The organism is Mycoplasma anserisalpingitidis (assembly GCF_007859615.1).
Taxonomy (GTDB): Bacteria; Bacillota_I; Bacilli_A; order Mycoplasmatales; family Metamycoplasmataceae; genus Mycoplasmopsis; species Mycoplasmopsis anserisalpingitidis.
This window is the reverse complement of sequence record NZ_CP042295.1, coordinates 252,384-276,186: the sequence shown is the minus strand read 5'-3', so window position 1 is coordinate 276,186 and position 23,803 is coordinate 252,384. Positions and strand designations below refer to the sequence as shown.

At 26.4% G+C, this 23,803-nt stretch carries 18 protein-coding genes, 3 tRNA genes and 1 pseudogene; 14 read left to right on the top strand and 8 right to left on the bottom strand.

The genetic code is table 4. The annotated features are described in order from the left end of the window. The first annotated feature begins 30 nt into the window (after positions 1-30). On the top strand, positions 31-849 hold the full coding sequence (locus FRW55_RS01195) for an MAGa3780 family membrane protein (protein ID WP_146368384.1): 819 nt from the start codon (positions 31-33) through the stop codon (positions 847-849). A gap of 66 nt (positions 850-915) precedes the next feature. Here the strand turns inward: FRW55_RS01195 and FRW55_RS01190 are convergent, their stop codons facing one another. Next, entirely contained in the window at positions 916-1,905 is a 990-nt protein-coding gene (locus FRW55_RS01190) for an ECF transporter S component (protein WP_146367251.1), read from the bottom strand. 91 nt (positions 1,906-1,996) lie between these two features. Here FRW55_RS01190 and FRW55_RS01185 point away from each other — a divergent pair, with 91 nt between their 5' ends. The 4 genes from FRW55_RS01185 (at position 1,997) to FRW55_RS01170 (ending at position 8,805) form a co-directional block, all read left to right on the top strand. Next, complete coding sequence (locus tag FRW55_RS01185; RefSeq protein ID WP_146368383.1) at positions 1,997-2,968, top strand: potassium channel family protein; 972 nt, start codon at positions 1,997-1,999, stop codon at positions 2,966-2,968. Positions 2,969-3,414: 446 nt separating this feature from the next. Continuing rightward, positions 3,415-6,153 carry a cation-translocating P-type ATPase gene (locus FRW55_RS01180; RefSeq protein WP_336603152.1) on the top strand — a complete coding sequence of 913 codons (2,739 nt, stop codon included), beginning with the start codon at positions 3,415-3,417 and terminating at the stop codon, positions 6,151-6,153. 15 nt (positions 6,154-6,168) lie between these two features. Then, complete coding sequence (locus tag FRW55_RS01175; RefSeq protein WP_146368382.1) at positions 6,169-7,008, top strand: HAD family hydrolase; 840 nt, start codon at positions 6,169-6,171, stop codon at positions 7,006-7,008. A gap of 156 nt (positions 7,009-7,164) precedes the next feature. After that, on the top strand, positions 7,165-8,805 hold the full coding sequence (locus FRW55_RS01170; RefSeq protein WP_146368381.1) for an IS1634 family transposase: 1,641 nt from the start codon (positions 7,165-7,167) through the stop codon (positions 8,803-8,805). 460 nt (positions 8,806-9,265) lie between these two features. Here FRW55_RS01170 and FRW55_RS04205 read toward each other — a convergent pair whose 3' ends face one another. The 3 genes from FRW55_RS04205 to FRW55_RS01155 all read right to left on the bottom strand — a co-directional run bounded on the left by FRW55_RS04205 (position 9,266) and on the right by FRW55_RS01155 (position 13,190). Further along, on the bottom strand, positions 9,266-12,226 hold the full coding sequence (locus FRW55_RS04205; RefSeq protein ID WP_272898364.1) for a leucine-rich repeat protein: 2,961 nt from the start codon (positions 12,224-12,226) through the stop codon (positions 9,266-9,268). Positions 12,227-12,438: 212 nt separating this feature from the next. Beyond that, complete coding sequence (locus tag FRW55_RS01160; protein WP_146368380.1) at positions 12,439-12,858, bottom strand: cupin domain-containing protein; 420 nt, start codon at positions 12,856-12,858, stop codon at positions 12,439-12,441. A gap of 146 nt (positions 12,859-13,004) precedes the next feature. Next, positions 13,005-13,190 (bottom strand): cupin domain-containing protein, encoded by a 186-nt coding sequence (locus tag FRW55_RS01155; RefSeq protein ID WP_146368379.1) that lies wholly within the window; start codon positions 13,188-13,190, stop codon positions 13,005-13,007. A gap of 89 nt (positions 13,191-13,279) precedes the next feature. On the opposite strand from FRW55_RS01155, the gene FRW55_RS01150 reads away from it, so the two are divergent. Further along, a complete protein-coding gene (locus tag FRW55_RS01150) occupies positions 13,280-13,798 on the top strand; it encodes a type III toxin-antitoxin system ToxN/AbiQ family toxin (protein WP_146368378.1) in 519 nt (172 codons plus the stop codon). Positions 13,799-14,180: 382 nt separating this feature from the next. After that, a pseudogene (locus FRW55_RS04275) lies at positions 14,181-14,384 on the top strand (helix-turn-helix domain-containing protein); the annotation flags it as partial. 117 nt (positions 14,385-14,501) lie between these two features. Here FRW55_RS04275 and FRW55_RS01140 read toward each other — a convergent pair. Further along, complete coding sequence (locus FRW55_RS01140; protein WP_146368376.1) at positions 14,502-15,407, bottom strand: leucine-rich repeat domain-containing protein; 906 nt, start codon at positions 15,405-15,407, stop codon at positions 14,502-14,504. Between the two features lie 305 nt (positions 15,408-15,712). Then, positions 15,713-16,474, bottom strand: a complete 762-nt coding sequence (locus tag FRW55_RS01135; RefSeq protein ID WP_146368375.1) for a type I phosphomannose isomerase catalytic subunit — start codon at positions 16,472-16,474, stop codon at positions 15,713-15,715. Between the two features lie 110 nt (positions 16,475-16,584). Here FRW55_RS01135 and FRW55_RS01130 point away from each other — a divergent pair. From FRW55_RS01130 to FRW55_RS01110, 5 genes are all read left to right on the top strand, one after another. Continuing rightward, a tRNA-Ser gene (locus FRW55_RS01130) sits at positions 16,585-16,677 on the top strand. Position 16,678: 1 nt separating this feature from the next. Next, a tRNA-Thr gene (locus tag FRW55_RS01125) sits at positions 16,679-16,752 on the top strand. A gap of 98 nt (positions 16,753-16,850) precedes the next feature. Then, positions 16,851-17,066, top strand: coding sequence for a hypothetical protein (locus FRW55_RS01120; RefSeq protein ID WP_146308768.1), 216 nt, complete (start codon positions 16,851-16,853; stop codon positions 17,064-17,066). A 243-nt stretch (positions 17,067-17,309) separates the two neighbouring features. Then, on the top strand, positions 17,310-18,497 hold the full coding sequence (gene dcm_N / locus FRW55_RS01115) for a DNA (cytosine-5-)-methyltransferase N-terminal subunit (protein ID WP_146368374.1): 1,188 nt from the start codon (positions 17,310-17,312) through the stop codon (positions 18,495-18,497). Continuing rightward, on the top strand, positions 18,488-19,660 hold the full coding sequence (locus FRW55_RS01110) for an MAG4270 family putative restriction endonuclease (RefSeq protein ID WP_146368373.1): 1,173 nt from the start codon (positions 18,488-18,490) through the stop codon (positions 19,658-19,660). Before dcm_N ends, FRW55_RS01110 begins: the two co-directional genes overlap by 10 nt. Positions 19,661-19,678: 18 nt before the next feature. Here the strand turns inward: FRW55_RS01110 and FRW55_RS01105 are convergent, their stop codons facing one another. Then, entirely contained in the window at positions 19,679-21,784 is a 2,106-nt protein-coding gene (locus tag FRW55_RS01105; RefSeq protein ID WP_336603151.1) for an ATP-dependent Clp protease ATP-binding subunit, read from the bottom strand. 122 nt (positions 21,785-21,906) lie between these two features. Between FRW55_RS01105 and plsY the strand changes: the two genes are divergently transcribed. Beyond that, entirely contained in the window at positions 21,907-22,587 is a 681-nt protein-coding gene (gene plsY, locus FRW55_RS01100; protein WP_146368371.1) for a glycerol-3-phosphate 1-O-acyltransferase PlsY, read from the top strand. Between the two features lie 49 nt (positions 22,588-22,636). Further along, positions 22,637-23,305 (top strand): YgjP-like metallopeptidase domain-containing protein, encoded by a 669-nt coding sequence (locus FRW55_RS01095; protein ID WP_146368370.1) that lies wholly within the window; start codon positions 22,637-22,639, stop codon positions 23,303-23,305. A gap of 52 nt (positions 23,306-23,357) precedes the next feature. Here FRW55_RS01095 and FRW55_RS01090 read toward each other — a convergent pair. Then, positions 23,358-23,442 (bottom strand) — tRNA-Leu (locus FRW55_RS01090). Positions 23,443-23,803: the final 361 nt, after the last annotated feature.

Here is a 23,803-nt window from a genome sequence, read left to right as displayed (position 1 = left end):
ATTTTTTTATTTTTAATTTATAATTGTTCCATGAAAAATAGATTTATAAACTTAGAAAAAAATAGAAAAATAACCTTGATAATAGGGATATTAGTCTTATTAGTATTCTTATATTCAGCTATTGGAGATGCGATTTTTAGAGTTAAAGAATTCAATCAACAATTACAAACTGTTAATGACAATACTTTAAATGATTTATTAAATTACAGTCAGCTTAGACCAACTTTACTAGGTTTTATGTGAAAGAAAACATTAACTTTTACATATATAACTAACTTGTCAGTAGCAATAAGTTTAATCATTTATGCTTTTTATGGTGATAAATTATTTTCTAAACTTTGGGTACTTTATTCAGCTTCGTGAATTACAATTACTTTTCTAGTGTTTTGAACATTAATTTTTGCTGAATTAGCTAGAGCTGAGATTTGATCACTAAGTTTTACAATTTCAACTCATGCAATAAATCCAATAATTGCTATTGTAATGTTATTTTACTTAAAAAATGAAATAAAACCATTTGTTAAATTCAAACATTGTTTACACTCAGTTTGATTTATGATTGCTTACTACATATTTGCACTTATAATTTTCTTTAGTGGATTTAGTGCGATAAATGTACTTGAAAACAAAATTAACGATTCAAACTTAAATGTTTACAAAATTCTTGATTTGCCTATTTATAGCTTTTTAAATTTTGCTAAACCGCTATTTTACTCAGGTAATAGTTTAATAGTAAAAATACTTTTAAACGTAGTGATAGTTATAGTAGGAATTGCAGTAGTTATAGGATTTTCAGTGATGTGAATGAAATTAATAAGCATCTCAAAAAAAGCTAAGAAAAAACTTTAAAGATTTTATTTAGGAAGAAGTAAACTTCTTCTTTTATTTTTAAAATAAAAAAGTTAGCATTGCTAACTAATAACCTAAATTTTCATTTTTGTAAATCAATTTTGAAACAATACTGTAAGAGTAATAAATGATTAATAAATTAATTCAAATCTTAACTGGACTAGTTAGTGTGTGGCTAAAAATTCAAAGTACAATATCTCCAAATCCACCATTATTTGTAACTGATGCATCTCCTATAGCTAAAATCGGAACATTTGTTATCTCTAATAACGCTGAGAAAATAACAATCGGGATTACAATTAAATAACTTGTTTTATTTAACTTAAACCTTGTTATAGCAAGAAAAATCATCATCGTTGCAAAACCAGCAACTGTTAAAAATAAAAGCATTCAACGGTTATTTATAGGTAATTTGACAAAAGCTGAATCAGGTAATTCAAAACCAATTACTGAAATTAGGATAACTATTAATAGACTTAAAAAGAAAACAGAAATAATTAAGCAAACATTTCTAAGCTGTGATTCAGTTTTAACTTTATCAATATTTTTAATTTGTCTTGAAATCTTAATTATTTTTTCATGTACACTTTTAGCCTTTTCAAATTCCTCTTTAGAAACTAATTCATCAAATTTAAGATTAAGTTTAAAAATCTTTCCTTTTAGATGCTCAATTTTTGATTGATCATCAAAGTAAAATTTAAGAAAATGCATAAAAAATCAACCAATTATTCCTGAAACTAGGCCATTCATAGCTGTTGCTAATGTGTAAAGTGGACTATAAAGTGTTGGAACAATGAAAAACATTGAAATAATATCACTTAATAAACCGACCAAAAAACCAATAATTGGACCAAAAATAAAACCAGTAATTTTTACAGGTAAACCAATAATACTTAATTTTAATTGTGGTAAATAAGCTGCCGGAATTCCACTACTTAAAAAAATAGTTAATGCTACTGAAACTGCAATTAAAATACCAACAAAAACCATTTTTTTGATGGTTCATTTACTAAAAATTCCTCATTTATTTGTAGGTGGTAAAATAGGTGATTTCATATATATAAATAATAAATTATTTTTTACTAAAATTAATTTAATTTTCTTAATTTAAAAATAATTATAAAATTAAATTACTTATAGGAGAATTATGAATATTTTTAATAATAAAATAATAAATATCATTAATACGATCGTTACTAGTGATAGTGACATTAAAAAATTACACCTAAATAAAAAACAAACTCATTTGATTAAGTTTGCACAACTTTTTTACATCGCTTTAATCGTTTTTACAGTTATTTTTTCATTTATTAGTTTTGCATTTAAAGGTCAAGAGTTTAAAAATATTATCATTACAGTTAACGTTTTAACTTTTTTTGTTTTACTTGCCGACTATATTTTACATTGAATTACTTATCCTATTCGTAGTGAAAAAAGTAGCAAAATAAGCAGTTTAATTAGCTTTCCATTTACTGGTGTTGGTTTACTTTTACTAATCTGTTTACTACCATCACTTTCAGCACTTCAATATTTACATCTTGAAACAAATCAAGTCTATAAATATTTTGAAACTCTAACATTCATCAGAGTTATTCGTCTTATTTTTATTCTTAAAATCTTCCCACCATTCAAGATTTTAATAAATGTGTTTAAAGAACAAAAATTAATTCTTAATTATGTCTTTATTTTCATAATGATTTTAATCTTTGTTTTTGCATTAATCATCTGAAAAAATGAAGTAGAGTGACTCGAAAACGAAACGCTTATTCAAACTGAAAAATGATTTAACTCGCAAAATCTTACTATTAGTCATACAAGCGAAGAATTTATCAATAAATATAATGAAATTAAAGATTCATTAAGTTCAAATGTTGTAACTAATCTTTTTGATGCACTTTACTTTTCAACTATTACATTGACAACTATTGGTTATGGAGATTTTTCCCCACATGCAGCAACTTCAAAATTTATTGTTATAGTTATTTCAATTATTGGTATTGCAATCTTCACAATCCCTTCGGGTATTGTGGCCGGAAGTATTATGAACAATATGAGTGCTATGGTTGATAAAAAAACTAAAAAGAAAGAGAAAGAATCAAAAAATAGCGAAAATAAATAAGTTTTACTATTTTTTATACCTTTTAATCTGTTTTAAATATTAAAATATCTTAACAAAAGCACTTAAATTCTAAATTTCACACAAAATTTATTTGTTGATTTCAATATTATTTTGAACTATTAGCAATACAGGCTTTATGTGAAATCATTTATTTCTGACAGCAAAATATTTTATAAAAAGTCTTACTTTGCTATAATTTGGTTGATAAGATATTCTTATTAATGGTGAAAACCTTTTGTGCCACTTGCCGATGGTTGTGGGGTATAAATGATTCGGTTTGAAAATTTCCACTTTTGTGGGATTTTTTATTATTAATAATGCAAAACATATAGAGAAATCATTCTCTATTTTTTATTAGAGTCACATTTATTTCAACTAAACATTACACATATCAAATGCTTAATAATTTTAATTATTAATATACAATTTAAATAAATACTTATTAAATGAATGGAAAAGATATGGATACAAATATTGAAGAATTAATAAACTCTACCGATATTAAAACTGGATTATCTACTGAAAAAGTTGAATTAAACAGAGAAAAATACGGGAAAAATATTTTGACTCAGAATAAAAAAGTTAATCCTTTTATTGCTTTTTTAAACCAATTCAAGGACTTTATGATTATTCTCTTACTTATTGCTGCAGTAATTAGTTTTGGTGTAGCGTTTTATGAACTATACACCAATAAAGATAGAAGTAGTACTGAAATAATCATAAGTTTTGTTGAACCATTTATTATTCTTTTAGTTGTTGCTCTTAATAGTATGCTTGGTGCGTATCAAGAAGTTAAAAGTGATCAAGCAGTTAGAGCTTTAGAAAAAATAAATGAACAAAATGCTAAAGTTGTAAGAAACGGAATTACTATTACAATTCCTGCTTCAGAATTAGTTGTCGGAGATTTAATTGTAATTGAATCTGGTGATACTATTTCAGCTGATGCAAAAATTATTGAAGCATACAATTTCTATGTTGTTGAATCTTCACTAACTGGTGAAAGTGTTGCAATTGAGAAAAATGCTGATAAAAATATAAAACAAACTAATATTTTAGCCGAAAAAACTAACATTGTTTTTTCAGGAACTTATTCAACTAATGGACGTGCACTTGCTGTAGTTTATTCAGTTGGTAAAAATACTGAAATTGGAAAAATTAACAATTTAATCCAAGAACAAAAAACTACAACTACTCCATTACAAGATAAATTAAACAAAATGGGTAAATTATTTGGTTGAGCAGGAATTATTTTACTTTTTGTAAGTTTAATTATTCAAATTGTTTTAATTAACACTCTTAAGGGAACTTGAACAAATATTGATGTTTACTCAAACTCTTTAATTACCGCAATTAGTTTAGCGGTTGCAGCTATACCTGAAGGCTTAGTAACCTTTACAACTGTTCTTCTTGCTATTGGTGTTTCAAAAATGGCTAAAGAAAATGCGATTATTAAATCACTACCAGCTATCGAAACACTCGGATCAACAAATATTATTTGTTCAGATAAAACCGGAACATTAACTCAAAATAAAATGACTGTAGTTGATTTATTCTCAGAAAATAAATTACTTTCAGAAACCAAAGATAAAACTTCATTTAAACAAATTCTTAGTGCAGCAATAGCTTGTTCAGATGCTGAAATAAATATTGTTGACAAAGAATTAATTGAAGTTGGAGATCCAACCGAAACAGGAATTATACGTGCTGGACTAGATATTGATTTAACTAAAAATGAAATTTTAGAGAAATATAAAAAAGTTTCTGCATTACCATTTGATAGTGAAAGAAAATTAATGTCTGTACTTCTTGAAAATAATTCACGTAAAATTATGATAACTAAAGGTGCACCAGACATTATCTTTAATTTAACTAATGCTGATAAGAAATTTAGAGAACTTAATGAACAGTGATCTAATAAAGCATATCGTGTAATTGCTGTCGCTAAAAAAGAAATGCCTAGCGATACTGAAGTAATTAACTTTAACGATGAAAAAGATTTAGAAATTGTTGGATTAATTGCTTTAATTGACCCACCTAGAGAAGAAGTTAAACAATCAATTCTAGAATGTTTAAGTGCTGGTGTAAAACCAGTTATGATTACTGGGGACCATATCACTACTGCTGTTGCAATTGCAAAAAATTTAAACATCTTCAACGAAAATGATATTGCTTTAACTGGTGCAGAACTAGCAAAATTAAGTGATGAAGAATTATACAACACTGTTGAGAAAGTTTCAGTTTATGCAAGAGTAAATCCTAGTGATAAACTTAGAATTGTACAAGCGTGACAAAAACACAACAAAGTTGTCGCTATGACTGGTGATGGAGTCAATGATGCTCCTGCTCTTAAAGCATCAGATATTGGTTGTGCTATGGGGATAACAGGAACTGATGTTTCCAAACAGGCTGCGGACGTTATTTTAACTGATGATAATTTCAATACAATCACTAAAGCAATTCGTGGTGGTAGAGAAATTTTTGACAAAATCAAAACTGTTATTTTAAATTTACTAATCTCATCAGTAACTGAAATTATTGTTATGATGATTGGTCTATTTGTGTTTAGATTTACCTTTGCACAACAAATAAATGATGCTGATTTTTGAGTTCTTTCAGCATCTCAATTACTTTGAATCAACCTTTTAACTCACGGTTTACCAGCTATAGCACTAGGTATGGTTCACAGTGGTGATAATGTTATGAATAGAAAACCATTTAATAAAGATGAATCAATCTTTGCTAGAGGTATGGGAATTAATTTAATGATTCAATCTTCAATAGTTTCGCTTTTATCATTATTATCATATTCAATCATAGCTTTAATTGCAACTAAATATAATATTACTGGAATTGACTTTGTTAAAGTGACTTCAACTGCCTGCTTTGTAACTTTAGGAATGGCCACTTCATTAAGTTCACTAAATTTAATAAGTCATAAATCAATTTTTAAATGCAGTGTAAAAAGATTTAAGTTAGTATATTTAGCAAGTATGTTCTCAGTATTCTGTGTTATTCTTGCTGCTTATGTTCCTGGAGTAAGAACTGTATTTAAAATGTATGACTCAAACGTATACCCATTTGAATTATGATTAATTCCAGTAGGACTAGGTTTTGGTTTAATAGTATGAAATGAAATTTCAAAAGCTACTAAAATTCATGCAAAAATTTATAAGTTAAACAAATAAAAGTAAAGGAATAAAATGAAAAGTAAATGAGCAATCTTTAGTGATGTCGATGGAACAATTTATGGTTTTCCAGACAAAACTTTACCTGAAGCAAACAGAAAAAAATTATTAGAAATTACCGAAAAAGGAGTTCCATTTATTCTTAATACTGGAAATGGGCCTTTTGAAAAAATTAAAAAATTAGCTTCATTAACCAAATCTAGATACATGGTTTGTTCAAATGGAGCAGTTATTTATGATAACTTAAAAAATGAATTTGTTCATATTGAGTATATACCGCTTGAAGAAGCTAAAAAAATATTCGATTTAGCTGACGAGCAAAATATTAAACTTTACTATTTTGGAACTGATCAATACTACTTAAAAAATCATGATCAAGCAATGTATAGATTCCTTAGTGATTTTCTTGAATATGAAGACTGAATTACTGATGGACGTTTAAACGAAGATATTCATAAAATCGAAGTTTATGGGACTGAAGAAGAAATTAAAAAAGCATATGAAACATTCAAAAAAGCAAATATTAACTTAAATATTATCTACCTTGGATCACACATGGAAATTACTAAGCAAGGTGTGTCAAAAGGGTCAGCAATTAAATGAATGTGTGAAAATATCTTTGATACTACCTTAGATAATGTTATGGCTATTGGTGATAGTCAAAATGACCAACAAATGCTTGAAATTGTTGGGTATTCTTATGCAATGGCTAACTCAGATGAACAAACTAAAAAAGTGGCTAAATATCACACTTCAGATGTAAGGCAAGCTGGTTTAGCTGAAGCAATTGATGATTATTTATACAGAAGTGATTTTGAACTAAAAAGACAAATTTCACAGCAAACTAAGAAATAAACCTATTTTACACAATTATACTTTCACCTGAGTTTCCAAGTTAGAGTCATAAAAACGGCTCTATTTTTTATACCTTTTATACTACGTATAAAAGAACACAAAATAATTTTATTTTTTTATACAACATTACATAAGAATTATGGTATAATATAAGTTATGAAAAAAGATAAATGACTTGTAACTAAAAGTAAGAAAAAAGACACTTATTACATTAGCATCGGGATAAGTGCCGGTTATGGAAAAGGTTATAAAAAATTAATAGGTGTTGGAAGTCTTGATGAATTGATGAAATATCACCCAGATCCAATAAATGCATTAAAAACAGAATGTGAAAATTGAGATACTGAGTGAGATAGAAATAAATTGAAACCCATAATTGATGATTTTCTTAAAAAATCTACAAATAAGATAAAGATAACAAATTATTCACTGGAAATATTAGACAAATTTATTAATAAACTAAATATTTTTGAAAATATGTCAAGTACAAAATCAAAAAATGTTATTGATGTTTTTAGATATATGCTTCAAAAAAGAATTATTGAAAAATCAAGTATTTTTAGATGTTTTAATACTCAAGAAGATACTGATACAGATTTGCCAGTATCAAAAACTAGTTTCTATAATGCTTTAGATTATTTATTTGATAATAAAAAACGAATTCTTAAAAATATAAATAATCAATTAGTATCTGAAAATAAAAGGAAATTACAAGTTCTTTGATATGATACAACAACTGCTTATTTCGAATCATTTTCAAGGGTAGGAATAAGAGTTCCTGGTTTTTCTAAAGATGGAAAATTTAAAGAAGATCAAGTAGTTATTGGTTTAATTACAGATGAAAATGGAATTCCATTGCATTATAAATTGTTCCCCGGAAATACGACTGATTCAAAAACTTTCATTCATTTTATGCTTGAGATGAAAAGAATTTATGAAATCGAAAAGGCTGTAATTGTTTGCGATAAAGGGATGAGTACAAACGCTAACATTAGGTTTTTAGAAGCATACGGAATTGACTATATCATTTCATATCGTATGAAGGCAGGAAGTAAAAAAGTCAAAGAGTATGTGTTAAAACAAGATGACTACGTTAATTATGGTGAAGAATTTAAGTATAAAGAACAAACATATTTTTCAACTTGACAAAATGGTAGAAAAAACGATAAAGTGAGACGAAGAATTATCTCTTACTCTTCATCAAGAGCTTCAAAAGACAGAAAAGATAGAGAAAATTTAGTCAATAACTTCTATAAAAAAGCTAAAAACGGAATGGTTTCAGCTTCTGATTTAAACTCAATTAAAAAATATAAATTTTTCCAAAAAGTTAATGAAGACACTTTATACAAATTGAATTACGACAAAATTGAAGAAGATGAACAATTTGATGGATATTACATTTATGAAACATCTTTATTAAACATTTCCCCAAGTGAAATTATTTCAATTTATCAAAAACAATGACAAATAGAAGAAAATTTCAGAGTTCTTAAAGGTACTTTGGAGTTAAGACCAATGTTTGTTTGAACTTACAAACACATAGAAGCATATGTTTTATTATCTTTTTTAGCTTTAGTTGTGCTTAAATATGCTATTCATTGAATTGGAGAACATTATCTAAAGGATTTGGGTTTAGTTGAAAACATCACTGTAACTAAATTCCTTGACATTCTTAAGGCTGCTCAAAAAATTACTAAAGAAGTCAATGGTATAGTTGTTTCAGTAGAATACGAGAACTCAAAGAAATTAAACAATGATTTACAGTACATAGAAAAATTAATAAGTAAGTATATGTAAAATTCTTATGTAAATTTAATAAAAAACATGAAATTAGGCAAAATAATTGGTTAATTTCATGTTTTTACTTACAACTTGGAAACACAGGAGTAATTAGCAAATGTGTTTTTTATTTTAAACTTATTGTGACTGAGTTTGTATTCAAATATATTGCTAGTCAATATTCCTAGTTTTAATTCATATTAAATTAATTTGAATAATGCTAAAAAATACATCAATGTAACTTAATATTAATATTCAAACACTAAAACTTAAGAAAAAGATGGACTCTTATACCTAATACTGTATCTATATTCTACAAGTATGTAGTTATACAAAATGATTTATATTTAAATTAAAATTCTAAATAAAAAAATACCATATCAAACTCAATAGTTTAATATGATAAATACTTTATGACATTTTAATAAATTAATTATAGGATTAACAACTTGTTGTTCATAATTTATTAATTACATTATTAAAAGTTAGGAAGAGTTTCGTATTTAATACCGTTTATCACTATAGGGTCATCACCAAATTGTTTTTTTAAACTTTCTAAAAATGGTGTATTTTCAAAAGCAGAAGTGCCAATTGATTGCACACTATCAGGGATAGTAATTGAAGTTAAACTTGAGCATCCATTAAATGCATTAGACCCAATTGAAGTTACAGTGTCAGGGATAGTAATTGAAGTTAAACTTGAACATCCTCTAAATGTGTTAGATCTAATTGATGTTACGCTATTAGGAATAGTAATTGATGTTAAGCCTGAACATCCTCTAAATGCATTAGAATCAATTGATGTTACATTATCAGGGATAGTAATTGAAGTTAAGCCTGAACATCCACTAAATGCATAAGACTTAATTGATGTTACACTATCAGGGATAGTAATTGAAGTTAAGCCTGAACATCCACTAAATGCACTATCACCAATTCGTTTTACACTATCAGGGATAGTAATTGAAGTTAAGCCTGAACATCCACTAAATGCACTATCACCAATTCATGTTACACTATCAGGGATAGTAATTGAAGTTAAGCCTGAACATCCATTAAATGCATTAGACTCAATTGATGTTACACTATCAGGGATAGTAATTGATGTTAAGTTTGTGCATCCACTAAATGCACTATCACCAATTCATGTTACACTATCAGGGATAGTAATTGAAGTTAAACTTGAACATCCACTAAATGCACTATCACCAATTCATGTTACACTATCAGGGATAGTAATTGAAGTTAAACTTGAGCATCCATTAAATGCATTAGACTCAATTGATGTTACACTATCAGGGATAGTAATTGATGTTAAGTTTGTGCATCCACTAAATGCATTATACTTAATTGATGTTACACTATCAGGGATAGTAATTGATGTTAAGTTTGTGCATCCACTAAATGCATTAGGTCCGATAATTTTAATGTTTTCTCTAATTTTGAAATGACCTTCAATATTCTTATCAACAGAAACTAGAGTATTATTAACAATTTCATAATATTGAGGACTTATATAACCATCTAAATCTAAATATTCATTAGGTTTTTCAATAATTTCAGGTATTTTACCTAAATTTGCAGTTTCGCCGACTGTTGATGCCACATCATCATCATTTTCATTTCATGTTCCTATTTTGAATCTAAAAATAATATTATTTTTTTCATCTAATTTAAAATTTAGTTTTTTATCATTTGTTAATAAAATATGAAGATTATGATAACGAAAAATATATAAAGTTCTATCATAATTAATAAGAACGAATTGAGAGTTAGGTCATATTGTCTTTTTAAATCTTAAAACTTCTCAGAAGTTCGGATTAATTCAGTTAACTATAGTATTTGATGGAACACAAACTATTGACTGATTATCACGATAAAAATAAAAGTCATAATTATTTTTTATAGCTCAATAAAAATGGTTTTCCATACCAGGAATAATTTCTAAATTATCTTTCATTAACTTAGCATAATCATTTAACTTTTCAACTTCAGGTGAAAGATTTTCATTTGGGTTGGGTTGGGGTTTCAATGAAACTGAATCCTCACTAGGTTTTTCAGCAATTTGAGATATTTTACCTAAATTTGCCGTTTCACCAATTGTTGAAGTTAATCCTTCTTTTCTGAATCCTTGATATAATCCAATTTTAAATCTAAAAATAATATTGTTTTCCTCATCAAATTCAAAATCAATTTTTTTCCTATTTACAGTAATGAATGATGGTTCATCATAGTTTGTAGGAAAATAATCTCTACTAGGTAATATTGATTTTTTAAATCTTAAAACTTCTCAGAAGTTCGGGTTAATTCAATTAACTCTTGTGTATGAAGGAACACAAACTATTGATTGATTTAAAATATCAAAGTAAAAGTCATAATTATTTTCTATAGCTCAATAGAAATGTTTTTCCATACCAGGAATAATTTCTAAATTATCTTTCATTAACTTAGCATAATCATTTAACTCTTCAACTTCAGGTGAAACATTTCCGTTTGTATTTGGGGTTGTAGTTGTTTCATCTCCAGGGTTTGTTGAACTGTTATCATCAGGGTTTGGTTTTGGATCTACAGGAGTTGGTTCAGTAGTTGGGTTGTCAACATTATCTCCACTTGTGGTATTGGAATTTTCTGGAATTGTTGTTTCAGGATTAGAACCATTATTTGTTGTTTCTGGTTCAGTTGGTGTGTTAGGATTAGTTTCTTTTTCACCATTTTTATCTGGATTTTCAGGTTGTTCTGGTTTAGTCGAATCTCAATTTTCGGGTGTACCTGGTTGATTTTCGATTTCACTTGATGGGTTTTCTGGAGTTGTTGTTTCAGGATTAGAACCATTATTTGGTGTTTCTGGTTCAGTTGGTGTGTTAGGATTAGTTTCTGTTTCACCATTTTTATCTGGATTTTCAGGTTGTTCTGGTTTAGTCGAATCTCCATTTTCGGGTGTACCTGGTTGATTTTCGATTTCACTTGATGGGTTTTCTGGAGTTGTTGTTTCAGGATTCGATCCATTATTTGATATCTCTGGTTTAATTGGTGTATTAGGATTAGTTTCTGTTTCACCGTTTAGATTTGAACCTTGATTTTCACCATTTTTATCTGGGTTTTCTGGAATTGTTGTTTCAGGATTAGAACCATTATTTGGTGTTTCTGGTTCAGTTGGTGTGTTAGGATTAGTTTCTGTTTCACCATTTTTATCTGGATTTTCAGGTTGTTCTGGTTTAGTCGAATCTCCATTTTCGGGTGTACCTGGTTGATTTTCGATTTCACTTGATGGGTTTTCTGGTTTAGTAGTGTTTCCGTTTTGCGAATTATTCGGAGTGTTTGGTACTTCAGGTTTTTTGTCTTCTTTTTTATCATTACAACTTGCAGATAATACCGCAAATGGGAATGATGTTGCTAAAATTGATGTGTTTAATATTATTAATTTTGAATGTTTTTTCATAACATTTTTAGTATACTATATATATATATATATAGTTATTTAACTCTAAATATGAATATAGACGTTAATAATTCCACATACGAATGTAGTTACTTACTTGAAATATAATTATTTCCAAAGTTGTGAACATTATAATTCTTATATATTACTAATAATTAATTAGTTATAGTATTTTTGTATTAAAAAAGAAACTAGTAATCAACTAATTCCTCTTATTTTCAACTTACATAAAAAACTGTTTGTTCTGGTGTTATTTCACCTTTAGATAATTCAAAAGCAAAGTATTCATTATGCTCAAAAACAATTGCTCATCCATGTTTTTCTACTTTTTTTGATTTTTTAACAACCTCACAACTATAATACTTATTTTCAAAATATAAATGATTTTTCGAGATCCCTCCGGAGATGTATTCAATTTCTTTTACACATTTTAATGACTTTCCAACATGAATTTCTCTATATTTATTATTTTTGTCTAATCTTTTATAATCAAATAATCTATAAGTTATGTCTGAAGACTGTTGAACTTCAAGAACCTTAATGTTAGCGTGATTTGGAGTTCCTAAACCATGCACTAACCCAGCGGGTATATCATAGAATTTATTCTTTTGTGCTTGAATTATATTTAACATACTTGATAAATTATTTTCTGATAGTTTTTTTACTAATTCATTAATATCATATCTTCTTAGTCCTAAAACTAATTCACTATTTTTTTAACAGTCTAGAACATATCAAGTTTTACTTTTACCATTTTCTTTATTTTCAATTTCCTTAGCTAAAGTATCATATCTGGGTGAACTTGAACCGAAAGTGGTTCTTTTGCATGAATAATTTTAATTAATGGAGCATTTTTTACTAAAGAATTATCTTCAAATTTTGTTTCATAACCTTTCAATGATGAAACTAATCAAATTTCATAACCTCAAATTTTATTATGAATTACTGGTACAATTTTTTTCATAATTAAATTATATATTTTATATAAGCAAAATATTTAAATTACCTATGTAGTTGTTTACAAAAAATTTAGTTAAATATATAATTAAATATATGAATGGACTTGATAATAAATATGAATTAAAAATGAATAAAATAGTTTTTTGTGAAATTGATATTGACTACTTAAAATATTTATATGAATTCGATAATGAAGTAAGTTATAATGAAAATTATAAAAAACATATAAAAGCGCATTTAGGGATATTAACTTCAATACAAAATAACACCTTTATAATTCCACTGACTTCACCTAAAGAAAAACATTTAAAAATTAGTAATAATTCTAATCAAATTGAAAAAATGTTTGATCAAGATAACAATTCATTAGGAGTTCTTTTAATACAAAAAATAATTCCTGTATCTGAAATTTTGATTAAGAGAATTAATATAGAAAAAGATGAGAAGTACGGAAATTTAATACTGAAACAATTAAACTACATAAAGAGAAACAAAGCAAGAATACTTAAAAAGGTGAATACGCATTACGATAAAGTTATGAATAATAAAAAAATCAAATTTTCAACAAATTTACCAGCGGACATTAACTTTTTAAAGAACTATCTAAAATAATGTTATAATTTATATGAACATTATAAAGCATTGGGATTCGCTCCAAGTAAAATTATGCGAGACTAAAAAGCATTGGGATTCGCTCCAAGTAAAATTATGCGAGACTAAAAAGCATTGGGATTCGCTCCAAGTAAAATTAGGCGAGGCTATAAAGTAATAAAGATCACTCGATTACTATCAAGAGAGTCAAAATATGTAATGTTCTACCACCTTGGAGGTAAACTAGGACACAAAAAGTTGACAAATAAATGTCAACTTCCTTGATTATACTTTGAAGTGCAAACGTATTTGCGTTTGTACTTTTTTGATTTAAAATAAAAAAAGAGAAACAAACAGATTGCAAACAGTTTCTCTTTTAACCATTTATTTGAAATGAGATCATATGAATTATACACAATTAAAACCAGAAGAGAGATTAATAATTCAAATTCATTACGGAATTAAAACATTAAAAAAAAATTGGAAAAATGCTTAAAAGATCAGTTAGTACAATCTCAAGGGAAATTAAAAGAAATTCTAATATTTATGGATGTTACGATGCATCATATGCACATAAAAAATGAGAATTAGACAATGCTATTCAAGAACATAAATAATATTTGAAATTTAATTTTTAATAAAATTAATAAACTGTTTAATCACTGTTTAATCATAAATATTGATAGCGATATAGATGATACAAAAAATAAATGAATTACCAATTCTATCCTCTTACAAAGTAGTTAAATACAGTAAATCATCCATAATTTCCGACTGAAAAAGTGTTTCCTCAAACAGTTATTTTCGTTAGATTTGAGCAACCTTTAAGCATACCTTCATCAATCTTGGTAAACCTATTTGAAATGGTAATTGAAGTTAGATTTGAGCAACCATTAAACGCTTTAACACCGATTGAAGTTACTTTATCTGGAATAACAAGCGATGTTAGACTTGAACAGTTAGTAAATGCAAATTTATCAATTGAAGTTACCTTATTAGGGATAGTAATTGATGTTAAGCTAAAACAGTTACTAAAAACTTCTGATTCAATCTTAGTTAAATTATTAGGAATATTAATTGAGACTAAATTTGAACAATAACTGAATGCTGAATAACCAATTGAAGTTACACTATTTGGAATAGTTACAGATTTTAAACTCGAACAACCATTAAAAGCTTGTTGTCCGATTGAAGTAACTTTATTTGGTAAAGTAATTGATTCTAAACTTGAACAACGATAAAATGTACCAGGTTCAATTGAAGTTACACTATTAGGAATAGTTATTGATTTTAAATTTTCACAAGAAGAAAACGCAAATGAACCAATTGAAGTTACGCTATTAGGAATAATAACACTTTTTAAATCTTTGCAATCTTCAAAAACTCTTGGTTTTATAGATTTTATTTTTGTTGTTTCTTCTTGATTGACATTAAAGTTTTTTATTCTTTTATCAACTCAAATCAAAACTTCACCACTTTCATCTAATTTATAGTACTCTTTCTGAGTATATATTTCATTCAATTCTTCACTTTCATACTTATCATTGCAACTCACAGATAAAATTGTTGCTGGCAAAGTTGCAATTGCTGTAGTTGACATTAATATTATTGTTTTTATATATTTTTTCATAAAATTTGCCTTTCTTTTTCAATTCCTTACTTTAATTTTATTGTTGTATTTTTTTATTTTTTGAATACGATCAAAAAAAAAAAAAAAAAAGGAAACATTTTCTATGAAATTGTATGCTATCTGTGTTTAACTTTATTAAAAATATAAATCATGACAATTTTATTGTTATGAAATCAAACAAGTAAATTAGTTTTACATCTATTAATTAATTCAGCATTATTTAATAAAATAAATAAATTTTTATTTTTGTTAATGATTATTGTTTTATAAAAAAAGTTGACATTTGAATGTCAACCTAGCATAATTTAATTTTTAATTCAACTAACAAAGAATATTGCTTGATTAGGTAGAACTTCACCAGCACTTACTTGATAAGCAAAATAATTATCATTTTCATAAACTATTGCTCAACCGTTATCTTTAGTTACTTTAGAATTTGATATCAATTCACATTTATAAAATTCGTTTTGATAATAAAGATCTTCGTTGTTATTAGTTTTAATTTCAGCATTATAATCGAGATTTTTAATGCATTTTAATGCTTTATCTACATGAATCTCACGCATTTGGTTATTTTTATCGACTCTTTTATAATCATAAAGACGATAAGTTGTATCAGAAGGTTGTTGAACTTCAATGACAGTAATATTCGATTTACTCATTGTACCCAAACCATGAACTAAACCAGCAGGAATATTGTAAAAACGAGATTTTTGAACTTTTACAATATTCAAAATATCACCTAAATTGTTATTTTTCAATTTATTTTCTACAACTTTTTTATCATAATTTGTTAAGCCTAAAACCATTTCACTATTCGAATTGCAGTCTAAAACAAATCAAGTTTCAGTTTTGCCATTATTTTGTTTTTCTATTTCTCTTGCTAACAAATCATCAGGATGAACTTGAACTGAAAGAGGTTCCTTAGCATGAATAATTTTAATTAATGGTGCATTTTTTACTAATGAGTTATCTGCAAACTTAGTTTCCATACCCTCCAAAGACGAAACTAATCAAATCTCATAACCTCAAATTTTATTATGAATTATTGGAACTATTTTTTTCATAATTAAATTATATATATAATATTTTTATTAAACATTAAAATATTAATAAAACATTCAAGCTTAATGCACTTGTTTAATCTTTTAATGTATAATAATTTATGTAAATAAAAGGTTAGTTACCCAAGTCCGGTTGAAGGGACCGCTCTCGAAAAGCGGCAGGGGTGGAAACATCCGCGAGGGTTCGAATCCCTCACTAACCGCCACGCCAGTTTAGCTTAGTGGTAAAGCACTTGACTCGTAATCAAGCGACACGAGTCCGATTCTCGTAACTGGCACCAGAAAACTCCTAATGTTTTAAATAAATTATGTAACCAAAATAAATTTCAACTTCTTGATATTATGGTAAAATAAATTTATTAAAAAACGGTGGTATATTATGACAAAAGAATTACAACAAGATACACAAAAAAACACAAATAAAAATTCAAAAATTAAATTAATTATCACAATTGCAGTCATTGTAATTTTATTAGTGTTTATTGCAGTTATGATTGCATACATCTCTGACTTCTTTATTTACAAAGATACAGCAAAAGATGGTCTTTTATGAACTGTTTCACAAAGAGAACATGGATTGTTTGGAATCTTTTAAGATCATACAACCAGTTAAATTGGGCGTTTAAGGCTCAATTTTTTATTTTAAAATTTTTATAGTTATCAATGAATTTTATTTACTTTACTTATATCTTCTTTTCGTTATAATTAAGCATAAATAAACAGGAGGTTGATATGTTAAATACTATTTTGCATAAATCTACTATTCAATCTCTTAATATATATATATATATATATTAAGAGATAAGTCTATTAATAATGATTTTTTTAAAGAGGTCTTATGAAAACAATAAGACTTTTTGAATTTTTCTCAGGAATAGGTTCGCAATACAAAGCACTAAAAAATGTTGCACAGAATTCTGAACTAGAAGTTATCTCAAGTGGTTGTTGTGAATGATACATAGATGCAATAGTTTCCTATTTAATAATTCATTATGGTGAATTAAAACCCGAAACTGAACTCACTAGAGAACAAATGAACGATATTTTAAGTAAATATACCTTTAGTGCCGATTCAAAAACACCTGTTTCTAACAACTTCTTTATAAAAAATAAAAATCTATCAAAAATCTTTCCTTATTTGTATGCTTTTGTTAATAATGACTATTTTAATAAGGTTTATAAGACAAATAAAAAGTTAGAAAACTATACTGACATTACTAAAGTTGATAACCTTCAATCTAATATTGATATTATGACATATTCATTCCCATGTCAAGATTTAAGTCAGCAAGGAAAACAAAAAGGTTTAGAAAAAGGGACTCGTTCAGGACTTCTTTATGAAATAGAAAGAATTTTAATAAATTCAGAACATAAACCTAAAGTGTTAATCTTGGAAAATGTTAAAGCACTAACAAGCAAGAAATTTCTCAATAATTTTCTCGAATGAGTAAAAACCCTTGAAAATTTAGGATATTCTACCTCATTCCAAACATTGAACTCATCTGATTTTGGTTCATCCCAAAACAGAGAAAGAGTTTTTGCTGTTTCCATACTAAATAATCAAACAAACAAAAAATTTGATTTTAATAATTTACAAAGAAAAGAACCTAAAAAAGTTTCTAGCATAGTAAAAGAGAGTAATGAAGGAATTGATTGTAGTAATTTAATAGAGAAATATAAACTTTCACCATTCAATGCAAGTATTAATGGTATTAGTAAAGCAAGGTTAATAAATTACAGTAACTTTAATTCAGAAACATATGTTTACTTAACAAATGGCAAAGGTCCAACTTTAACAGCATCAGGAGCAAACAGCAGATTAAAATTCTATTTCCCAGAAAAAAATAAGCTCAGATATATAAATGCTTGTGAAGCACTTCAGTATATGGGGTTCGATAAGAAAGATTATTTAAAAATCAAAAAATCTGAAATGGTTACAGAAAACAAAATTATTTTTCTTTCCGGTAATTCCATCTCAGTTGAAGTATTAGAGGCTATTTTTAATGAGGTGGTAAAATGAAACTAAAATATTATAAACTCAATTTTCAAACCAAAAGCTATAGCAATAAATCTTCAAAGTCTGCAAAGGCAAAAGGAATTATATATTTTATAGTTGATACAGATAACTTATGAACAATTATAGATTCAAAAATAGACTTCCATGAAGTTTGATTTGATTCATATCAAACACCTGCACATTTATCAGTCTCAAAAAAATCAGATGCTGTCAAATTTAGAGATGAGTTCTGCAAGGAAAATAATTGAAAATTAGAAAAAAGATCAGATACAACTAAACATAATCTGCATGAATTAAATCAATCACAGTTAAACAGTTTTAACAAAAAAATTAATAATTATTTAAAATCAAAAACATTAAAAGGATTAATTTCAATTCTTAAAGGAAATAACCCTAGTGGTTCAATTGGAAAACCGAAAAATTCAGAATTCATTGTTATTGATAAAAACGGAAATAAATATCACAACTTTCCTATTCTTTTCGACAGTATTTCATACATAACACACAATGGAAACAGAAAATGAGAAATTTTAAAATATAGTGATGATTTTTTTAATGATTTTAATGATGATACTCTAAACAAATCTCAGGAAATACAAAATTTTCATATAATGCTAGAACAAACAGACTTTGACGCATTAGCTAAAAACAATCAAAGAAAAGCAATAAAAAAACAAATTGAAGAATTGACTAGTAAAATCTCAATTGAAACTGCCGTTAAAGAACACAGAAGTAAATATATTCAAGAAATCAAAAAACTTGATATTCAAGCATTTGATTGCAAAAATGAAACTGAAAAATGTCATATTTACAACGTTGAATGAGTGAAAGAAAAAATAATGAATGAATTAAAAAATAATAAATTTATGAAAAATAAATCTTCCTATTCATCAAAAGAAATTCAATATAACTTTAAGAATAATTTAGAAATTATTTCTGATAAATACAATTATCTAAATCTAAGTCCTAATTTTCATAAACACTTTGATAGATATTTAATTAGTTATGATAGTGAAAATGGTCAATTAGTTAAATTAAGTGAAAATTTTAACCCATATTATGATGAATTAAAAACATTCAGCAACATAAATAAAGAATTTCTAAAACATTGTTCAAAATACTTAAAACAAAGACTAGAAAAAATTGAAGAAATAAAAAATAGTCAATCTTAAATAGTTGACTATTCATTTTTATTTTAAATTTAGTTCATTATTTTTAACACTTAGAGTATACTCATATTCAACTCTTAATTTATTTTGAATAAGTTCCATACTAATAAATGTTTCAATATTTTTTTGTATAAATCTTTTAATTGGTCTAGCACCAAATTCGCTGTCAAAACTATTTTTAACTACATATTCAAGCAACGAATTATCAAAAGAAATTTTTATTTTGTGGGTGTCTCAAATTCTTTTAATTAATTTATTAATTTCTAATTTTGATATTTCTTTAGCATTTTCAACTGAAAGGGGATTGAATTTTATAATTTCATCAAACCTATTTATAAATTCTGGTTTAAGATGTTTTAATAATAAATCTTTTAGTTCTTTTTCGCTTTTTATTTCGTTATTTAATATTTCCAAACTTCCAATATTTGTAGTCATAATAATAATTAAGTTTCTACAATTAATTATCTTACCTTTTGAGTTTGTTATTTGTCCATTATCAAGCATTTGTAAGAAAATATTCAATACTTCTGGATGTGCTTTTTCAATTTCATCTACAAGTAAAATTGTGTAAGGATTTTTTCTAATTTCTTCAGAAAGATTTCCTGATTCACCATATCCGACATAACCTGGTGGAGAACCAATAATTTTAGACACGCTATGTTTTTCCATAAATTCAGACATGTCTAGTCTGATCATATTTTTTTCTGAGTCAAATAATTCATAAGCTAATTGACGAGCTAATTCTGTTTTACCAACTCCAGTTGGACCAGCAAAAAGAAAGCTAGCTAGTGGACGGTTTGGATCATTAATATTAGCTTTTGAACGAATTATTGTATTACTTAATTCTTTTACAGCTTGTTCTTGTCCAACAATTCTTTTATTAAGATTATCTTTAAGAGATAAAATTTTATCTATTTCTTCTTGAATTAACTTATTTACAGGTATTTTTGTTCATTTCGAAACAATTTGAGCTATTGTTTCTTTAGTTACTGTATCCTTGATTAATTCAAAATTAGCATTCTTAATTTCTTCAAGTTTATTTTCTTTTTCGGGTATTAACCCATATTTTAATTTCGAAGCTTGTTCAAAATCACCGTCATTTAATGATCTGTTTAATTTATGTTTAAGTTCTTCAATTTCTTGTTGAAGACTAATAACATCTTTAAGTTTATTTTTTTCAGATTCTCATTTTTTTCTTAATTCTTTAATTTTTATATCAGTTTCATTTAAGTTTTTAGCATTAATTTCAATAATCTGATTATCCTTTTTTGTTGCTGAATTTAACGCTAATTTTTCCATTTCAAGTCTAATTTTTTCCTGATTTAATTTCTCTAAATCTTCAGGAATAAAATTCATTTCGGTTTTAATTGTTGCAGCAGCTTCATCAACTAAATCTATAGCTTTATCAGGCAAAAATCTGTCTGAAATATATCTACTAGATAATTCAGCTGCATAAACAAGTGAATTATCGTCAATTTTAACTTTATGGAATCTTTCAAGTCTTTCTTTAATTCCTCGAAGAATTGTTATTGTATCTTGAATGCTTGGTTCATTAACAATAACTTTTTGCATTCTTCTTTCTAATGCAGCATCTTTTTCGATATATTTTTGATATTCATCATAAGTGGTTGCACCAATTAAATGAAGTGCACCACGTGCCATTAAAGGTTTGATAATATTAGCAGCATCCATACCTGAATCAGCGCCAGTTTTACCAGTTCCAATTAACATATGAATTTCATCAATAAAAATAATTATTTCATCTTTTTTCTCTTCAATTTCTTTTAGTATACTTTTTAATCTCTCTTCAAATTGACCTTGATACATAGCACCGGCAATTAATGAAGCTAAATCAATTTCAATTACTCTGCAATTCAATAAATTTTCAGGAACTTGTTTATGTATAATTTTTTTAGCAAGGCCTTCTACTATGGCGGTTTTACCTACCCCTGGTTCCCCAATAAGAACAGGATTATTTTTAGTCTTACGACTTAAAATTCTAATCATTCTTCTTATTTCGTCATCACGACCAATGACCGGTTCTAATTTATTTTCTTTAGCAAGTTTTGTTAAATCTCTACCATATTTTTCTAAAGCAGGACGATTATCGTTTGGTGTGTAATTCATTTCCATATTAACCTCCTGATAATATTGTACCACAATTTTAGCAGTCGAGCTAATTAATTGCTAACTTTTTATAATTCACATTTGCTTTACTAATATTATTTATAATAATATAAAATATAAGCATGAAAATTTTTGTAATAATTTTAATTAATTTATTTATTTTTATAATTGGATATTTAGTTGGAAGTCTAAACACTTCAATTATTTTAAGTCATAAAAGAAAATCGCAAGACATTCGTGATTATAATTCAAAAAATGCTGGGGCTACTAATTCATTACGTACTTATGGCGGAAAATTCGCCCTAGCAGTTCTAATTCTTGATATATTAAAATCTTACCTAACAGTTATGATTTTTTCACTTTTAACTAGATTTATACCAGCAACAAGTACTTATTTAATCATACCTATGCTAGCTGGTGTTGGGGTTGTAATCGGACACATATACCCTATTTTTTATAATTTCAAAGGTGGGAAAGGAGCTGCTTGTTCTCTTGGTGTTTTAATTGCAATAAATCCGTTGAATTTATTTATTTCAGCTTTTATATTTTTTAGTGTTATTTTTATCACAAGATATGTTTCACTCGCAAGTATGCTAACAGCATTTTTAATGATTTTTGTATGTTTTTGTCCATGAATGTCTCAAGGAATTCTTGCAATATTTAAAAATAATGCTGGATATTTCTATATCGAAGGAATTTGTTTTACTGTTTGTGCTATGTTATTGATTTTCGCACACAGAAGCAACATCTCAAGATTGATTAATGGTACCGAAAGAAAACAAAAACTTTCAAAGAGTAAATAGCAAATTGCTATTTTTATTTTAAATTTATTAATTGAAGTAAAATTAAATTATGCATTATCAAGAATTAGATAAGTTAGAAAACATTGTTGAATTTAACGAAAATAATAAACCAAATTTGTGCTACTCTTGAGCACAAAATGAAAATAAATTAATTATCAATTACAATAAAAATAATGATAAAGATGACAAATTTATTAAAAAAATTCAACGCAAAATTTCAAAATTCCACAAAATAAATTTTTATAAAAAAAATTCAGAGAATTATTTTGTTATTTTTGGTAAAAAAATTTTTTACAAATATATACCTGAACTAAAACTCATTTCTTTATTAAATGAATTTAATGAAATTATTATTTGTAAAAATCCTAAACAAATTTCTAAATCTATTGATAAATATCTTGCAACTAAATTAATCGAGTTATTAAAGCAAACAATTACTGATTTTAATGATCCAAAATTAAATGAATATAATCTAATCGTAAAAAATAATATTAAAAGTTTTTATGGAAAAATAAATTACTCAAAGAAAAGTTTTATTTTTAATTTAATATTAATTCACCATTCAATTCAAGAAATTAAATCAGTTATTTTTCACGAAATTGCTCATTTTTATACCAAAGGTCATAATCACGACAAAGTTTTTTATGAAAAATTAATAGAAATTTGTCCAGAATACAAAAAATATAATGATTATTTAAATAATAATAAATTTATTTAATTAATATTTGACTTTTTTCTCAGCAAAAAAAAAAAAAACGCTGTTGCGTTTCTGGTGCCCGAGACAGGATTTGAACCTGCATGGATTTCTCCACTAGATCCTTAGTCTAGCGTGTCTGCCAATTTCACCACTCGGGCGTGCTTTATTATTTTACATTATTTATAAATATTTTTTAAAAAAATTAACAAATAAATGCAAAAATTTTGTGTGTAAATTTATTTGGCTAATATTAGATTAAATCAAAAAACCACTAGAGTTATCTTAACTAAATTCAGTATAATTAATTACACAAAATAAAACAACTAATTTATATGCACTTTAGTAAAAAATATTTCGTAAAAATAAAGTTTATAAAACATAATAAAAATGGTAAAATAAATAAGCAATATTTAATTGCAGAAAGTAGAATCACTTCTCACCTGATGGCCAATAGCTTTGGGTTTTGCTACAATTAAATGATCATCGTATGATGACCTTTTTTAGTAGAGCAGAAGTGGG